A 17,039-nucleotide genomic window follows, 5' to 3' on the forward strand; every position below is an offset into this window, starting at 1 on the left:
CATAATACATGCAGGAGGGGAACCATGACAGGATTAAGCAAGCTGCCTCAATTGCCTTACGGCGCCGTTTATTTTCGCAAATCCAACCCGCCAAGGGAAGATTGGGAACGTGATTATGCCGTAGCCCAGGAGGACGGAATGAATATGAACCGTCACTGGTTTATGTGGGGAGCCATCGAAGTAGAGAAGGGCGTATACGACTGGGAAGATTATGACCGGCATATGGATCTGGCTGCCGAGCATGGAATCAAGACGATTATTGCAGAGATGATTACATCGGTACCGGAATGGGCCGCTTATGAATATGCATATGCTGCCTATGTGAAGGCGGACGGCACCCCGCTTCGCACACAAATGGGCGTTAGCAGCTCAAGCGGCGGCTTCGGCGAAGGCTCGCAGGGCGTGCTTTCCCTGGATTGTCCCGAAGTCAGGGAGCTGGCTGGCAAGTTTCTGACAGCACTGGCGCTTCGTTATAAGGATCATCCCGCGATGGCGGGTTATGACGTATGGAACGAATGCAATTATTCACCGCAGGTGTGTCACGGTTCTTATACAAAGGCGAAGTTCCACGAATGGCTGCAAAATAAATACGGAAGCCTGCAGGCGCTGAACAAGGCCTGGCACCGGTACAGCTATTCCGCATGGGAGCAGGTAGAGACGCCCAAGCAGCTGGGACCGTATCCGGAATGCATCGATTGGCTGCATTTTACCAAGCACAATTTCTATGAGCATATGCAGTGGCGGGTCGATCTGATCCGCAGCGTGGATGATAAGAATCTGATCACCGCCCATGGGATAGCGGGGAGCATTAACGTTATGGCGTCTATGGGGGCCGATGATTGGCTCGCTGCCTCCAAGGTCGATTTGTACGGCTTCACCTGGGTCGCCTCGCGCAAGGGCAATGAGCCGTGGAAGCAATGGCATGCTGTCGATCTGACACGCGCAGCCTCGCGCGGTAAAACCTTCTGGCATGCCGAGACGCAGGGTGGTCCATTGTGGCTTCAGCCGCAGGTTATCGGACGGGCGAAGGATGACGGGCGGGTCACCGAGCCGGAGGATATCCGCATCTGGCAGATGATTACCCTGGCCGGAGGCGCGCGAGGCGTGCTTTTTCCACGCTGGCGTCCTTTGCTGGACGGCCCTTTGTTTGGCGCGTTTGGCCCTTATGCGATGGACGGCTCACGGACACCGCGTTCCGATATGGCCAGCACAATAACCAAGTGGGCTAATGCCCCTGAGCAGCGTGAGCTGCTCGAATCCGCTCCCGTACAGGGGGAAATCGGTATTCTGGTTGTACCCGATACGCAGGTTTTCGACTATTTGTTAAACCGTGAAGGCAAGAACGCTTTTTATGAGCAGGCGATGTGGGGAGCATATCAGGGATTTTTTGATCAGGGGATTCAAGCGGATTGGGTGCATATCGAGGATATTGCCAATTACCGTGTGCTCTACTGGCCTTATCCCGTGATGATTGGGAGTCATGAAGCGGAGGCGCTGCAGCAGTGGGTGGCTGATGGCGGTACGCTGATCAGTGAAGGATGTCCAGCCTACTTTGGAGATCGTGGCAAGGTCGGGACGCTGCAGCCTAACCATGGACTGGATCAGGTCTTCGGAGCCGTGGAGGACAATGTGGAATTTATGCCCGATATCTCGGATACTGTTTCTTTTGAGCTTGGCGGCGTTCAGGTGCGAGGCAGCATTTACAATCAATCGTACAGGTCAGCCGGAGGTCAGGTGATCGGACAATATTCGGATGGCTCTGCCGCTGTCGTCGAGCATGTTTATCGCAAAGGGAAAACGATGCTTGTCGGCTCCTTTCCATCAGCAGCCTACTATCATACGCACGATGAGGGCAATTTGCAGTACTTTTCCAAGGTCCTGGAATGGGCCGAGATACAGCCTCATGTAACACGATCCAATGCGAAGCTGCAGGTACGATTGTCGCGGGGAACCGGCGATTCGTTGTATATCTGGGCTGTAAACCCGCATAGGGAAGCACAAAACGTCGAGCTTGAGCTATCCGAAGCCTGGGGAGTCTGTAACGCGGAGCATGTATACTGGGGAACCGAAGAGTGGTCACAGCAGGGCACCAGACTGAAGCTGACGATACCCGGACGCGATGCATGGGTTGCCCGTTTAAAAGCAGCGGATAAAGCTTAACAAGAGTTTCCAAAGAAATGGAAATTGGCTTAAGGAGGATTCATATGAAAATTAAAAGCATCGAAACCTTTAGTACAAGAAATATCAGTATCGTAAGGGTGAAAACCAATGATGGCTTCGAGGGTTATGGTCAGCTGGCGACATACCACGCCAATATATCGGCAATGGTGCTGCACCAGCAGATAGCTCCCTACGCATTGGGGGCTGATGCCGAACGGATTGCCGATTTGGTTGACAAGGCTGTGGAGGGGGAGCACAAATTTCCCGGGTCTTATGTCTGCAGAGCTGTTGGCGGCTTGGACACGGCATTATGGGATCTTCACGGCAAGCGCGCCGGTCTTAGCGTCTGCGAGCTGCTGGGCGGGAAGCCGCGTGCTGTCGATGTGTACGGCTCCAGTATGCGACGCAACATTTCACCATCCGACGAAGCGGAGCGGCTGCAAAGGCTGCAAGCGGAGCAGGGCTTTCGTGCTTTTAAAATAAGAATTGGCAACAATTTTGGACGCGATATCGATGTATACCCGGGCAGAACAGAGCAGGTGGTAGCTGCTGTACGCAAGGCTATCGGTGACGATACGTCATTGTATGTCGATGCGAACAGCGGGTTTACGCCTCGCCGTGCCATTGAGGTCGGAAGGATGCTGGAGCAGCAGGGGGTATGCCATTATGAGGAGCCTTGTCCTTATCCAGAGCTGGAATGGACGAAGCAGGTGACCGATGCGCTCGACGTAGCAGTGACGGGCGGGGAACAGGATACGGATATGGCTCATTGGAAAAGAATGATTTCGATGCATGCGGTTGATATCGTTCAACCCGATATTTGCTACATAGGCGGCTTAAGCAGGGCGTTGGAAGTAGCCAAAATGGCCCAGTACGCGGGAATGACCTGCACGCCGCATGCGGCTAATCACTCGATGGTGACGGTGTTCACGATGCACATGGTTGCTGCAATTCCAAATGCAGGCACCTTTATGGAATATTCGATTGAGTCGGACTCATGGACAGAATCTCTATTCACTTCAAAGCTGCAGGTATCCAATGGACAGGTGCAGGTACCGGATGGTCCGGGATGGGGCGTTACGATTAACCCCGAATGGCTGGCGAAGGCTGATTACCAGATTTCACAAATCTAAAATTTGATCATAAAGGAGATTTTTCACTAATGACGCAAATAAACGGAGTATCCGTAACGATAACATATGACGCTTCCGATTCCTTGACAACCCATGATTCGGTAAGCTGGGCGATTACCCAACTGCAAACGGTGTTAACCCGTCAGGGCTTGCAGGTGAGCCATGCAGGCGATACAAGCCTGAAACCAACCGTCGATACGGCTGCCGATTTCGAGGTTATACCGGAAAGCATTCATATTCAGGTATCGGGAGCGGATTCAGTCGTGTCCAAGCAGCTGCTAAGAGCACACAGTATCGAAGCTCCGGAAGCTGCGGAATCCTTTAGTATCATTAATAATCAAACAGCCGAAGGAACTACCATTACGGTAATCGGTGTGGACGCAAATGGTCTCGTCTATGGACTGCTTGAGCTGGCTGACCGTGCTGCTTATAGCGAAGAGCCGGCGGCCGCGCTTCAAGCTGTCGAAACCTATTCCGATAAGCCTCATAACAAGGTGAGAAGTATTAACCGTTTATTCGTAAGTGAGGTTGAGGATAAGCCATGGTTCTATGACCTGGCGTTCTGGGATGAATATTTGACCGAGCTGGCAGGCCAACGTTTTAACCGGCTCCATTTGGCATTAGGAATGGGCTACGATTACGGGCATAATCCGAATGTAACGGACAATTACTTTTGCTTTGCCTATCCATATTTGCTGGATGTGCCAGGCTACGAGGTTCGTGCGGCAGAGCTGGCTGATGGAGAAATGGAGCGCAATTTGGAGACGCTGCAGTATATCGGCAGGGAAGCCAAGCGAAGGGGTATCCATTTTCAGCTGGGGATCTGGACACATGCCTTTGTGCAGGAGGATAGTCCAAACTCTGATTACACCATTACAGGTATCGACGAATCCAACCATGCCGCTTATTGCCGTGATGCGCTGAAGCTGCTGCTGGAAACGTGCCCGGAAATCGACGGCGTGACGATTCGTACCCATTACGAGGGAGGCATTCCTGAACCGGCCCATCTGTTCTGGGAGGTCGTTATGAGCGGCGTTAAGGCTTGCGGACGACCTGTCGAAATCGATATGCACACCAAAGGTGTAGATGATCAGATGCTGCAGCTGTTCCTTGATACCGGCATGCCGGTGGTGCTGTCTCCGAAGTTTTGGGCGGAGCATATGGGCCTGCCTTATCACCAGGCTGGAATTCGTCCCTGGGAGCTTCCGGTGGCGAGCACGGATCGTCCTGACCTGATGTCCATTACGGCGACCTACCGTAGATTTACCCGCTATGGCTATGGCGACTATTTAAAAGAAGGCCGTTCATACGGTGTGCTCCACCGCATATGGCCAGGCACGCAAAGAGTACTGCTGTGGGCCGATCCGGCGATGGCAGCCGGCTACAGCCGTCGCGGCAGCTTCTGCGGCAGCATTGGCGTCGAGCTGTGCGAGCCGCTTGCCTTCAAAGGACGCAAGGGCAGCGGCAAGGAAGGCGGGCGTGAGCCTTATCTGGACAGCACCCTTCAGTTAGATGGACAGGAATGGAAAAAATATTTGTATTATTACCGTCTGTGGGGACGCTTGCTGTACAACCCGGATACAGAGCCAGAGGTGTGGCAGCGATACCTTCGCCAGCAGTTTCACTCAGCAGCGGCTGATTGCGAACAGGCGCTAGCTTATGCCGGACGTATCCTGCCGCTAATAACGACTGCACATCTGCCTTCAGCAGCTAACAATGTCTATTGGCCTGAAATTTATACGGACCAGACGATTGTCAGTACAGGGGAACCGTCGCCCTATGACTTTGATACACCCGCACCGAAAACCTTTGGTTCGGTAAGTCCATTGGACTCGGCTTTATTTTACCGGGTCGATGACTTTGTTGACGATTGCCTGCGCAATCAACGCAGCGGCAAGATGACACCACTCGAGGTTGCGGACCGGTTGTCCGATATGGCTGTATCGGCAGAGAAGCATCTTAGCACTGCGCAATCGCTGGTGGGAGATTCGACGGAAGCAACATATCGCAGGCTGGCTATCGATGTGGCTGCACAAGCGGGACTTGGGCATTTCTTTGCACACAAGCTGCGTGCTGCGGTTGCCTACTCCTGGCACGAACGGACGGGCAGCATGGAACGTCTGGAGGAAGCACTCAGCAGCTATCGGTCAGCGAGGACGGCCTGGGAGCAGGTAGTTGAAACAACGAAGGATGTTTATCAGCCTGATCAGGTATACGGACACGTACAGATCATGCGTGGCAGCTGGGCGGACCGTCTGGAAGGCATCGATGCGAATATCGCCGTGATGGAGCAGGTGCACGCGAAGCTGCTCAGCGGTGTTGAAGCAGCGGCAGATGCAGAAACGGGAACAGACACGGCGGCATCAGCAGCTCCGTCCGCGGAAGCGTTCATCCCGCAAGCTGCATCCATTCAGGAGTTTATCCCCGCAGCGGTGACCGTAGGTCATTACCCTGACGCGCTAGCTTATGCGGATATTTTCCCCACAGCCGTGGTTGATTCAGCTAAGTTACGTCCAGCCTGCGAGCATGTGTCCCCTGTGCATTATCGCAAGGGTGCTCCGGTGGAGCTTGGTGTCAAGCTCTTGGGGTCGGTAGAGGGTGTGAAGGTGACCTTGTTGTACCGTCATGTCAATCAAGCTGAGGCTTATGAGACTGTAGCTATGTCTGGGAAAGATGGTTTGCTTACAGCTACAATTCCGGCTGCATATACCGATTCCGTGTACCCGTTAGTTTATTATTTTGAGCTTCAAGATGAGCGGAGTCACGCTTGGCTTGTACCCGGGTTTGACGCTGACTTATCCAACCAGCCGTATTATGAGCTTACGCAGATGGCCTAAGCAGGTATCAGCATGAGCTGTTGCCGTTTGATATTCCCCAAATGAAGAGAGGTGTTGCATATGCAGGAGCCTAATGCATTGGCCAACATGAAACTTACAAAAAGACGGCAGGTAACCGGATTCTGGCCACGGCTCGGAATTCGGATGCTGCAATACAAATATATGTATTTGCTCGCACTGCCGGGTGTCCTGTATTTTATTTTATTCAAATTTGTGCCGATGTGGGGTTTGCTGATTGCCTTCAAGGATTATAATCCGTTCAGCGGATTTTGGGGCAGCCCGTGGGTTGGCGGCAAGCATTTTGAATCGCTGTTCTCAGATAACAATTTTTATATTATGCTGCGCAACACGTTTTCGATTAACCTGATCGGACTGGTGTTCATGTTCCCGCTGCCGATCCTCCTGGCGCTTATGCTGAATGAGGTTAGACACGAAGCCTTCAAGCGGTTTAATCAGTCTATCGTATATTTGCCCCACTTCCTGTCCTGGGTTGTGGTGGCAAGTATGACCTTCTTTATTTTGTCTACCGATGTAGGGATTGTGAACAAGCTGATTACCGGATCAGGTCGCGAAAGTGTGGCCTTTCTAACGAACCCGAACTATTTTTGGGGGATGATCACCGCACAAAATATGTGGAAGGAAGCAGGCTGGGGTACGATCATCTTCCTCGCAGCCATGGCCGGCGTCGATCCGCAGCGGTATGAAGCAGCTGTTGTGGACGGTGCCTCACGCTGGCGCCAAATCTGGCATGTGACCCTGCCGGCGATTCGTCCGACCATTATCATTTTGCTGATTTTAAGACTGGGTCATATGGTGGATATCGGCTTTGAGCAGGTGCTGCTGATGCAAAATCCATTGGTGCTGTCCGTTTCCGAGGTATTCGATACGTATGCATATACTCACGGAATCTTGAAGGGACAGATCAGTGCAGGGGTAACGGTAGGCATGTTCAAGGGCTTCGTCGGCCTTGTACTTGTCATGGTATCCAATTATGTTGTCAAAAAACTCGGCCACGAAGGCATTTATTGAGGGGAGGATACCTGCTATGAGCTTTGTTGCCAGTAAAAAGCTGACGTCGTTCGATTGGGTGAACTACACCCTGCTCGGGATCATCTCGGCGGTGTGCGTGTTTCCGTTTCTGTATGTGTTCAGTGTTTCCTTTACAGATCCGAAGGTGTACGTGCCGCTGCAATTTTATATTTTTCCGGAAAAATGGTCACTGATCTCTTATAAATACATTTTGTCGACCAACAGCTTTCTGAACTCGTTAAAAAGTACAACGTTTATAACCGTGGTCGGGACGGTGCTTAATGTCGTGGTATCGTTCTCGCTTGCATATGCGTTAACCAAAAAAGGCATGCCCGGGCGAGGAATCATGCTGAGCGCCGTCATTTTCACGCTTGTTTTTAATGCGGGGATCGTACCGAGCTACATTTTGATTAAGGAATTGGGGCTGCTCAATTCGTACTGGTCATTGATCTGGTCGGGCTTAACCAGTGCCTGGAGTCTGATTGTGATCAAAAGCTTTCTCGAATCGCTGCCCTCCGAGCTCGAGGACTCGGCCAGAATCGACGGCTGCACGGATTTGGGGGTATTTTTAAGGATTGTCATTCCGCTTTCCATGCCTGCGATTGCCGCGTTTACGCTGTTCTTTGCAGTCGCCCACTGGAACACTTACTTTAATGCATTGATTTATATTTCCGATTCCAAAAAATGGACGCTGCAGGTACTCGTCAAAACACTGGTGATCGATTCCGATTCCAATGGGGTCGGTCAGGCGGGGGCTGGCGGCGATGACAGGACACTGCCGCAGGAAACGATTCGGATGGCTGCGATCATGCTGTCGATGGCGCCGATTCTGGTCATCTATCCTTTTTTGCAAAAGCATTTTGCCAAAGGGGTCATGCTCGGTTCGGTTAAGGGATAACAAATCAGGAAGCTCGATCTACATCGGGCTTCTTCAGCATGGAAGGACAGACTGAAATTGAAGGTTGGGCGGACATTCAGAGGAAGCACATTTAAGTGATGTCAATAGGATGTGAAGGAGATGTTGATGGATGAAGCAGGGAAAAGACGACAAGTTAACGGTAAATGTGGTTCGTGACACATCGGATGTATTAGCGGTGAGCGAACCGGTGAACTGGGCAGTTGCCCGGTTGGCAAACGTGCTGGAGCAGCAAGCCATAGAGCTTACGGAAACAGCCCTAGACGGTCAGGGCAAGGTAACCCGAAACGCCACAGCAGACACGCTTCGAATAACGATTGCAGGAAATTCCGAAGGCTCGGCCGTTGCCGAGTCGTTCCTGATCCGTCAGGAGGCTGCCGAAGCCGAAGGCTCAACAAGCCTGCTGCACATTACTGGTGCCGATGAACGCGGCTTGGTCTATGCGATATTGGAGCTGGCCGACCGTGTCCGCTGCAGTGAAGCGCCGCTTGCGGATCTGATCGAAATCGATTCCTACTCGGGTGAGCCTGCCAACGAGATTCGCAGCATCAGCCGATCCTTCTGCAGTGAAATTGAAGATAAGTCGTGGTTCTATGATCAGGCCTTCTGGCTGGAATATTTGACGGAGCTGGCTACCCATCGATTCAATCGATTTCACCTTACACTCGGGATTTCGTATGATTATGGTCATGATCCGAATGTGCAGGATAATTATTTTGGCTTCGTCTACCCGTATTTCCTGGATGTACCGGGCTATCAGGTTCGTGTTCGGGACATGCCGCAGGAGGAAGTCTCACGGAATCTGGAGACGCTGCAGTTTATTAGTCGGGAAGCGAAGCGTCGCGGGATTCATTTTCAGCTGGGGTTGTGGAACCATGCGTATCAAATGGCCGACAGCCCAAATGAGCTGCACATCATTGACGGCGTGGACGAGTCCAATCATGCTGTCTACTGCCGCGACGGATTGCGGCTTCTGCTGGAGCGCTGCCCGGATATCGATGGCGTCACACTACGCACACATTACGAGGGAGGTATTCCTGAGCCATCCCACGTATTCTGGAAAGAGGTCATGAAGGGCTTGACCGCGTGTGGACGCACGATCGAAATCGATATGCATCCCAAAGGTGTTGACGAGCAAATGCTGGAGGTCGCCCTGGGTACGGGGATGCCGGTGATCGTTTCCCCCAAATTTTGGGCGGAACATATGGGATTGCCTTATCACCAGGCGGCTATACGTACGAAGGAGCTTCCCGTCGCGACGACGGACCGTGCGGATCTGATGCTGATTACCAACACTTATCGCAGGTTTACCAGATACGGCTATGCGGATTACTTGAATGATAATCGCAGAACCGGTGTGCTTCATCGCATTTGGCCAGGCACACAGCGGGTGCTGCTGTGGGGCGATCCGGCGATGGCTGCAGGATATGGACGCAGCAGCAGCTTTTGTGGAAGCCTCGGTGTGGAGCTATGCGAGCCGATGTCGTTCAAGGCCCGCAAGACAAGCGGAACTCCTGGGGGCCGGGAGCTTTATAAGGAAGAAGCCTTAAAGCTTCCTGGGGAGGAATGGAAGAAGTTTTTGTATACGTATCGTGTGTGGGGCAGGCTCATCTATAATCCCGAAGCTGATTCTGCTGAATGGATGAGATATTTGCGCTATGAATTCAAGAAGGCAGCACCAGATCTGGAGCAGGCGCTTGCCCATGCCAGCCGTATTCTGCTGTTGTTCACAACAGCGCATTTGCCCTCTGCATCCAACAATTATTACTGGCCGGAAATGTACAATAATCTGGGAATCGTGAATACAGGCAAGCTGTCCGAGAGTGCCTTCGATACACCAGAACCACATACGTTCGGAGCGGTTAGTCCATTGGATACAGCTATCTTTTATGGCATTAACGAATTTGTTGCCGATTATTTGCAGAACCGACTCCAAGGCAAGTACTCGCCGCTTGCGGTTGCTGCGTGGCTGGAGGAGCTGGCAGATACGGCAGAACGGCACCTGGCTGCCGCTGATTCACTCATTGGTGACCAGACAATAGCCAATTATCGGCGTTGGTCCGTAGACATTGCTGCCCTGGCCGGACTGGGTCATTTCTTTGCACAAAAGCTGCGGGCAGGTGTATCCTATGCGCTGTTCGAGCAAACAGGTCATGTGCAGCAGCTGCGTGAGGCATTGGGCAGCTACCGCTCCGCCAGAGCAGATTGGCAGCACATCATCGACGTGACCCAAGACGTTTATCGCGATGATATTACATTCGGCTATAAGGCTCATATGAAAGGGCACTGGGCTGATCGCATGTCGGGTATTGAAGCGGATATTGCCGATATGGAGCAGGTATATGCCCGAGCAGCTGCCGCTGATAGCCGTGATCCGTTGTCTAACGAGTCGGCAGCAACTGTAAGCTTCCCGGATAATTCAGCAGTGCCGCCTCGGCCGATTCTTCATCACACGCCTCCGCAGATTATTCTCAAGGGTGAGGCTGTTGAACTGCACGCGATGCTCGTCGGGCAAGCAGCAGGACTGCAGATCAGCCTGCTATACAGACATGTTAACCAGGCGGAGGCTTACGTAACCGTGCCCATGTCGATTGAGAACGGAGTGTATAAAGCTGTCATTCCCGGCAGCTATACGGATTCACCTTATCCTGTTTTGTATTACTTTGAGCTGACTAATGAGCAGGGTGCGGTGTGGCTGGAGCCTGGTCTGGCAGCGAACTTATCAAATCAGCCCTATTATGTGCTCCAATACCAGGGCTGAGGCAATCGGTTCATTTATTGTGATCTGTTGTTCAGCAAGGTGGAGCTACCCACCGAATGAGTCACGGAACGCCTTGGACAATACGACGAGGTCTACCTTCCATAGCTCAGCAATCTCTGGAGCCACGTGCTCTTCCCACCAATCGGAGAGCACTCTGCGGTTGCTGCCGTTTGCCACAATCCATGGCAAATTCAAAATTACTTTTTTAAAATAAAGCTCGTCAGCCTGCTTCACCAGCTCGGGTGTAATATACTGCCCGAGCTTTTTGCGTGTCCGAAACATCTCGCGACTGCAGGAACGTCTTATTTTGCGTGCTGTGGGATAATCCTGATCATGTTTGACATTATTATTCAACGGCTTCACCATGAGGCTTCGCTCCTTCCTGTTATAGATTATGCGGAGGAGGCCTCAAGCGAAACTGTGCCTGGCAAAAACCGAAGCGCAGCATACAAGCTGGTTCGATAGCCCGCAAATATGTTAGAATGAAAAAGATGATTAGGCGGAGTTATTCCGGAGTAGAGAGGAAGAGGCTGGAAGAGGATGCTAAAAGAATTGATTCATAGCGCTTTAGTGTTTATTGAGGGTCTAGGTGTATGGGGGATTTTACTCGGATTGATGCTTGAGGTGATTCCAAGCGAGCTTGTACTGTCCTTTGGTGGATATCTGGTTTCACAAGGAAGGGTATCGTTCTTCTGGGCCATCGTATTTGGAACAATCGGTTGTGTCCTTCAGCAGGTTATCCTGTATTGGATTGGGCGGTATGGGGGCAGACCCTTTGTTGAGAAATACGGCAAATATTTGCTGCTTAAGCCGCATTTCATTGACATGGCAGAAAAATGGTTCAACAAATATGGAGCGGGGATGGTGTTCACTGCCAGATTTATCCCGGTTGTACGGCAGGCGATCTCCATTCCCGCAGGTATGGCGCGGATGCCTATGCTGCAATTTCTTTTGTACACGATGCTTGGAACGATTCCATGGGCCATTTTATTTGTTTATCTAGGTCGTACACTGGGCTCGAACTGGGAGCAAATCAATGAGATTGCAGCTCCGTATATGAGACCTTTGATCATCTCGGGTATTATTCTTATTCTTTTGTATATTATTTTTAAAGTATTAACCCGGAATCGTAAGCGCAGCGCATAAAATAGCGAATACAACATTGTACGAAATGCAGCGACAACATGAAGCCCCGTTCTTATCGGAATGGGGTTTTTGCGTACGCGGATGTGGCGAAATCACCAATCTTGTGCTGACGGTTATCGCTTCATGTCATTTGTCTGTAGATTTTTGATTGTCCAGGGTGTTCTCAAAAGAAGAGTTTGTTTTCGCAGCAGTTTCTCGTTAAAATAAGAAGGATAGCAGCCCATAAGGAGGTTTTAGGAACCATGAGTACAAACCTGGAAAGTAAGCTTCGCACAGGCTTGAAGCCGCAGCAATTTATTGATGGTATGACGAAGAATCAAGAAAAATTTGTGGAGTGGTACGAAGCTTTCACATGGGAAAACGAGGACGACAAGGAGTTTTTCGAATCCTTGAACAATCGTGATGACCTGCGTTGCCTCGCATTGATCGCGGATTGGTGCGGTGATGTGGTGCGTAACGTACCAGTCGTGTTCCGCGCATTGGAAATTTCCGGTGTACCTACCGAGGTATTGATCAAGGAAGAGCATCCGGATGTGATGGCACAGTTTTTGACAGGTGGCGGGGAAGCCGTTCCTATTATTATTTTCACTGATTTCAGCGGTCATGTACTTGGGCATTGGGGACCTCGTCCTGCACATGTACAGTCGGTGATGACCCAGTTCAAAAAGGAAAACCCGGATCGTAACGCTGCGGATTATAATGAGAAAATTCAGGTGGCGCGCCAGGAAATGGGCCGTCAGTACGGAGAAGGCACCGGTTATCAAACCGTTATCGTCAAAGAACTGCGCGACCTGCTTTCCTCGTTTTAAGGCGGGCGTACGATGAGCATTGAAGGTTTGAAGATTGAAGCTTTCTCGCTCGGGCCACTTGGGACAAATGCTTATTTGCTTTCCAGACCCAACGAGGGCAAGGCGATCATTATCGATCCCGGAATGAATCCGAAGCCGCTTCTGAAACGGATTGGCGATTTGCAGATTGAAGCCATTTTACTTACACATGCCCACTTTGACCATATCGGTGGTGTCGATGAGATTCGCAAGCTGAAGGGCAGCCCGGTCTACCTGCATGATGCAGAGGCAGATTGGCTGACGAATCCGAAGCTGAATGGCTCTACGAAATACCCCGAGCTTGGCGGACCGATCCAGACGGATCCAGCCGAATTCGCTTTGGATCAAGGACAGGTACTGAAGCTGATCGGTTTGGAGATCAAGGTATTGCATACGCCTGGTCATTCTCCGGGCAGTGTCAGTTTTTTGATCGGTTCTGAATCCGAGGGCTGGTATTTGTTCGGTGGCGATGTGCTGTTCCGTTTGTCGGTCGGCCGTACTGATCTGCCGGGAGGCCGATCGGAGGAGCTGTTCGATTCGATACATGACAAATTGTTCAAGCTGCCGGATGAGACTGTGGTGTATCCGGGTCACGGTGTGAAGACGACCATTGGCTATGAGCGGGACAATAACCCGCACGTGTAGCAGCTTGTTGGATGGTATAAGCTCTTTCGTTATCGCTTGTTTAAGCGGTAATGAAAGAGCTTTTGTGTAAGTATAAGGATGGATAAACGCATTCCTCCATGAAGGACGGAGTGGCCGTTTATCCTCGTCCCTGTACAAAGGAATTCATAAAAGGGACTGCCGCTTGGCAGTCCCAGGTTGTATCAGCTAACTAATTATTACGATTAAAGCTCAATTTCGGCAATTTTCAAAATATCCGCCAAATCGTCATGGGTAGGCTCCAAATTATCGGCAGCTTCATCGACTTTGGCTATGGCTGTCTTCTTGAAGCTGTCCAATGCAGCCGGATCCACGCTGACAGCATCCGATTCCTCAACAAGCCGCCTGATATAAATTAATTCCAAGAAATAGTCCAAATCCACAACGATGCCGCGGGCTTGTTTATTGCCTGTATTTTGAATCGTGTAGATGTCGTTATTTTGCTTGTTTGCATAAGAATCCAGAATCTCGGAAAGCTTTTCTGTCCGTGATACCTCGGAAACGTTAATCAAGTTCTTCAGAATCGGATTCAGCAAATCCAGTGGAACACCAGTTGGTTTTTCCATTTCACAACACTCCTCACCTTGACTTAAACGCTTACATGGCTCATAAGTTCTGTATGCGTAAATGTATCCTGAATACGGGATTCTTCTATTATGCCACTTCCGAAGCGGTCCTTCAAGCGTGCTATTCAGGTTATACGGGTGAGATTGTTGGAAATTACCTATAGCGAACGAGAATATCTATCGGATATCGTCCTGCATTGCGTCCGTATAGACATAGCCCTCCGGAACCATCAGGCAGATCCGCTGGTACCTCCAGTTTAAGTGTAAACGAGCCCTTGGCGATAATTTCGGGTGTGAGTCGGCTCGGAATACGGATATGCTGCAGATAGCCGTAGGAGCCAGCCTCATCGAGCTTGCGGTCATCAGTCTGATAATGCCACGATAGCACACCACGACTGTCGGCAGGGTCATCGGATAACTGCAGCTGCTCGATTTGGATGTTGTCGATGTAAACATTAACCGTGCTTGGATGATGGATGTCATCGGTCATATAGTAGGAATTGGCGTTCATTCCCGGATCAGCCTTCTTGCCGTGCATATATGAAATATCGATGGAAGGGTCATCGATCAGCTTTTGATCCTTGTCTAACAGCTGCTTGGCACCTGCTTCAACATACAGATCCAGATCGCCAAATGGATGATCGACCGTCAGGCTGGAAATATCAATTTCGTATTCAAAATATCCGCCGTTCGTACCGCTGCCGTTCACTTTGCTACGCTGAAGCGCCTGCCAGGCATAATCCCACTGCTGTTTTGAAAAGCTTGCTGGTTCAACCTGCAGCCATTGACCTTCCAGCTCGAACAGTCCCTGAGCGGTTTGACTGCGAACATCGAAGGTGATAAAATTACGCGCAACTGAATAACTTGAAGCACGTGTTGGATCCTTGAGCTCTACGACAAGCACAGCTACCGCATCGTTCTCCGGCATGTACAGCTCAAGTGGATTCAGCACTGTTGTGCCATATTTGCCCCAGCTAATGTCTTCAGTACCTTGGGCAGCTACCTTTTTTTCTCCGAGATGGTCGTACCAGAGCTTCCATGACAGCTGCATGTCCAGACCGTGATACGTATCAGCAAAGCTGGATACAGCAAGCGGAATGCTGACCTGCTGACCGCTGGCGACGGTGGTGCACGGTGGCGCATCAATAACGATAAAGTCTGGCTGATGGAGATCACGGAGGCTCATGCCTTCACTAAATCCGCTGTAGCCGAAGTCCTTATCTGAATCATCGATTCGGTAATAACCGTTGAATTCATTCGTTACGTCCTTGAACTCGGTGAATATGAAGCCGCATATATTTTCGTGCCTGCGGAATTCATTTAGCATATATCGATAATGCCAACCGAGATCGCTGTCACCGGCGCTGCCTTCAATCCCCCAGACCGCTCCGCATTCGCTGTTCATAAGCGGTGCATCAGACTGTTGATGTCCGTCAATGTAATTCCAGGTGGAGCCGGGATAAGTGCTAGTCGCAGCCTCTTCAACATGATCTCGCAGCAGTTGGTAGCCATTAATGTAAAAGTGCCATGTATTCAAATCGCTTTTCACATGATCGTTACGGCATGGAGAGTTATCCTCGATCAAGCGTGAGGGATCGATTATTTTAGCCCATTCATACACCTGCTTGACCCATTCCTGAGTTTCAGGCAGATAGATCGAATTGACTTTACCTGCTTCCGTTTCGGTTTTGTGAAGCAGTCCCCAGCTTTCATTAAAAATGACCCAGGAAATAATCGAAGGATGGTTCCAGTCCCGTTGGATCGTTTCGAGCGCTTCCGGCAGGTAAGCATTTTTTGCTTGCTCATCGGGTGTTCCCCAGAAGCAGGGCATATCTTCCATTACAAGCATACCGAGTTTATCCGCCCAGTACAGCTTGCGTGGCTCTTCAGGCTTAATATGAATACGGACGAAATTCAGGCCCAGACGCTTCAAGCGATAAATTTCATCACGCATCATATCATCGGTCGGATAAGTGAAGAAGCCTGTTGGGTGGAACGATTGATCCAAAGTCCCGTTCAGAAATATCGGCTTGTCGTTAAGCGTGATCCAGCGCGACTTTAAGCCTTCAGGCAGCACAGTACCTATCGTACGGATGCCGAAGTAGGTTTGTACACGATCTGCTCCGCCCCTTTGATCGGGGTGGTTCGTCTCGGTCTTGAGGGTAATCGTACCTTCATACAAATGAGGCTCATTGGGACTCCAAAGCCGGGGCTGCTCCACTTGAAACGTAGTTTGGAAAGCGTGTTCTCCCGGCTGAAGCTGCAGCTTCAACGTATGGGATACGGCACCGCCGTCAAAGTCAAAGCTTATTATGGCTTCTTGCGCAAGGGCAGACTGTACAACACCCTTCACGGTAATTGTACCGTCCAGCTCGGTAAGGAATTGGACACTCTCTACATATTGCTCAGGCCTTGCTTCGATCCACACCGTCTGCCATAACCCGCGGATTTCCCCGTACCCTTGTTTGCCTCTGGTTTGGTAAGCTTCGTCCTGGTCTTCGACACGAATGACGATCACATTATCTTGATCCAACTTCCAGGCGCTGCTCACTTCCAGCTCGAAGGTTCCATAGCCGCCGCGATGGCTGCCTACAAGTGTTTGATTCACCCATACTTGACATTCATAATCAACTGCACCGAACCGAAGAAACAAGCGGGAGCCTTTTGCTTCAGGTGTCCATTGGACAGTGCGCCGATACCAGGCAACTCCTCGTACGTTCTCACCAATACCGGACAACGGGGAGACCCAGGAAAAAGGCACTGTAATTGTCCTGTTCAAGGCTCCGGAGGTTCCATCATACCAATGTGCAGTTAGCCCTTGATTATCGTTGTCAAAACCGAAGTCCCACTCCCCATTCAAATTAAGCCAATCGGCTCGCTGCCAATCGGGTCTTGGATATTCGGGTCTGATGAGAACCTCTTTTGTAAGTGTTGTCACATGTACACAACCTTTCATTGATTATTTGATATACAGAATATACAATGTATATTATATAAACGC

12 protein-coding genes are annotated in these 17,039 nt (G+C 50.7%); 9 read left to right on the forward strand and 3 right to left on the reverse strand.

Annotated features, from left to right (window positions below):
• Positions 1–24 precede the first annotated feature (24 nt).
• The 6 genes from LRL21_RS06520 to LRL21_RS06545 all read left to right on the forward strand — a co-directional run bounded on the left by LRL21_RS06520 (position 25) and on the right by LRL21_RS06545 (position 10,836).
• The gene (locus tag LRL21_RS06520) at positions 25–2,160 is read left to right on the forward strand and encodes a beta-galactosidase (protein ID WP_240414943.1); all 2,136 of its coding nucleotides are present in this window, start codon (positions 25–27) and stop codon (positions 2,158–2,160) included.
• 44 nt (positions 2,161–2,204) lie between these two features.
• A complete protein-coding gene (locus tag LRL21_RS06525; protein WP_240414944.1) occupies positions 2,205–3,293 on the forward strand; it encodes a mandelate racemase/muconate lactonizing enzyme family protein in 1,089 nt (362 codons plus the stop codon).
• A gap of 29 nt (positions 3,294–3,322) precedes the next feature.
• The gene (locus tag LRL21_RS06530) at positions 3,323–6,130 is read left to right on the forward strand and encodes a hypothetical protein (protein ID WP_240414945.1); all 2,808 of its coding nucleotides are present in this window, start codon (positions 3,323–3,325) and stop codon (positions 6,128–6,130) included.
• A gap of 87 nt (positions 6,131–6,217) precedes the next feature.
• Positions 6,218–7,159 carry an ABC transporter permease gene (locus LRL21_RS06535; protein ID WP_076229955.1) on the forward strand — a complete coding sequence of 314 codons (942 nt, stop codon included), beginning with the start codon at positions 6,218–6,220 and terminating at the stop codon, positions 7,157–7,159.
• A gap of 16 nt (positions 7,160–7,175) precedes the next feature.
• Complete coding sequence (locus LRL21_RS06540; protein ID WP_240414946.1) at positions 7,176–8,057, forward strand: carbohydrate ABC transporter permease; 882 nt, start codon at positions 7,176–7,178, stop codon at positions 8,055–8,057.
• Positions 8,058–8,187: 130 nt separating this feature from the next.
• Positions 8,188–10,836 (forward strand): hypothetical protein, encoded by a 2,649-nt coding sequence (locus LRL21_RS06545; protein WP_240414947.1) that lies wholly within the window; start codon positions 8,188–8,190, stop codon positions 10,834–10,836.
• A 45-nt stretch (positions 10,837–10,881) separates the two neighbouring features.
• Here the strand turns inward: LRL21_RS06545 and LRL21_RS06550 are convergent, their stop codons facing one another.
• Positions 10,882–11,202 (reverse strand): dehydrogenase, encoded by a 321-nt coding sequence (locus LRL21_RS06550; protein ID WP_240414948.1) that lies wholly within the window; start codon positions 11,200–11,202, stop codon positions 10,882–10,884.
• 174 nt (positions 11,203–11,376) lie between these two features.
• Between LRL21_RS06550 and uptA the strand changes: the two genes are divergently transcribed.
• From uptA to LRL21_RS06565, 3 genes are all read left to right on the forward strand, one after another.
• Positions 11,377–11,982 carry an undecaprenyl phosphate transporter UptA gene (gene uptA, locus LRL21_RS06555; RefSeq protein WP_240414949.1) on the forward strand — a complete coding sequence of 202 codons (606 nt, stop codon included), beginning with the start codon at positions 11,377–11,379 and terminating at the stop codon, positions 11,980–11,982.
• Positions 11,983–12,224: 242 nt separating this feature from the next.
• Positions 12,225–12,791, forward strand: coding sequence for a thioredoxin family protein (locus tag LRL21_RS06560; protein WP_076229857.1), 567 nt, complete (start codon positions 12,225–12,227; stop codon positions 12,789–12,791).
• Positions 12,792–12,803: 12 nt separating this feature from the next.
• A complete protein-coding gene (locus LRL21_RS06565; RefSeq protein ID WP_240414950.1) occupies positions 12,804–13,454 on the forward strand; it encodes an MBL fold metallo-hydrolase in 651 nt (216 codons plus the stop codon).
• A 203-nt stretch (positions 13,455–13,657) separates the two neighbouring features.
• Here LRL21_RS06565 and LRL21_RS06570 read toward each other — a convergent pair whose 3' ends face one another.
• Positions 13,658–14,038, reverse strand: coding sequence for a hypothetical protein (locus LRL21_RS06570; RefSeq protein ID WP_240414951.1), 381 nt, complete (start codon positions 14,036–14,038; stop codon positions 13,658–13,660).
• Between the two features lie 154 nt (positions 14,039–14,192).
• Positions 14,193–16,976, reverse strand: coding sequence for a glycoside hydrolase family 2 protein (locus LRL21_RS06575; protein WP_240414952.1), 2,784 nt, complete (start codon positions 16,974–16,976; stop codon positions 14,193–14,195).
• Between the last annotated feature and the right edge of the window lie 63 nt (positions 16,977–17,039).

Source organism: Paenibacillus periandrae (assembly GCF_022458865.1).
In the GTDB taxonomy this organism is placed as follows: Bacteria; Bacillota; Bacilli; order Paenibacillales; family NBRC-103111; genus Paenibacillus_S; species Paenibacillus_S periandrae.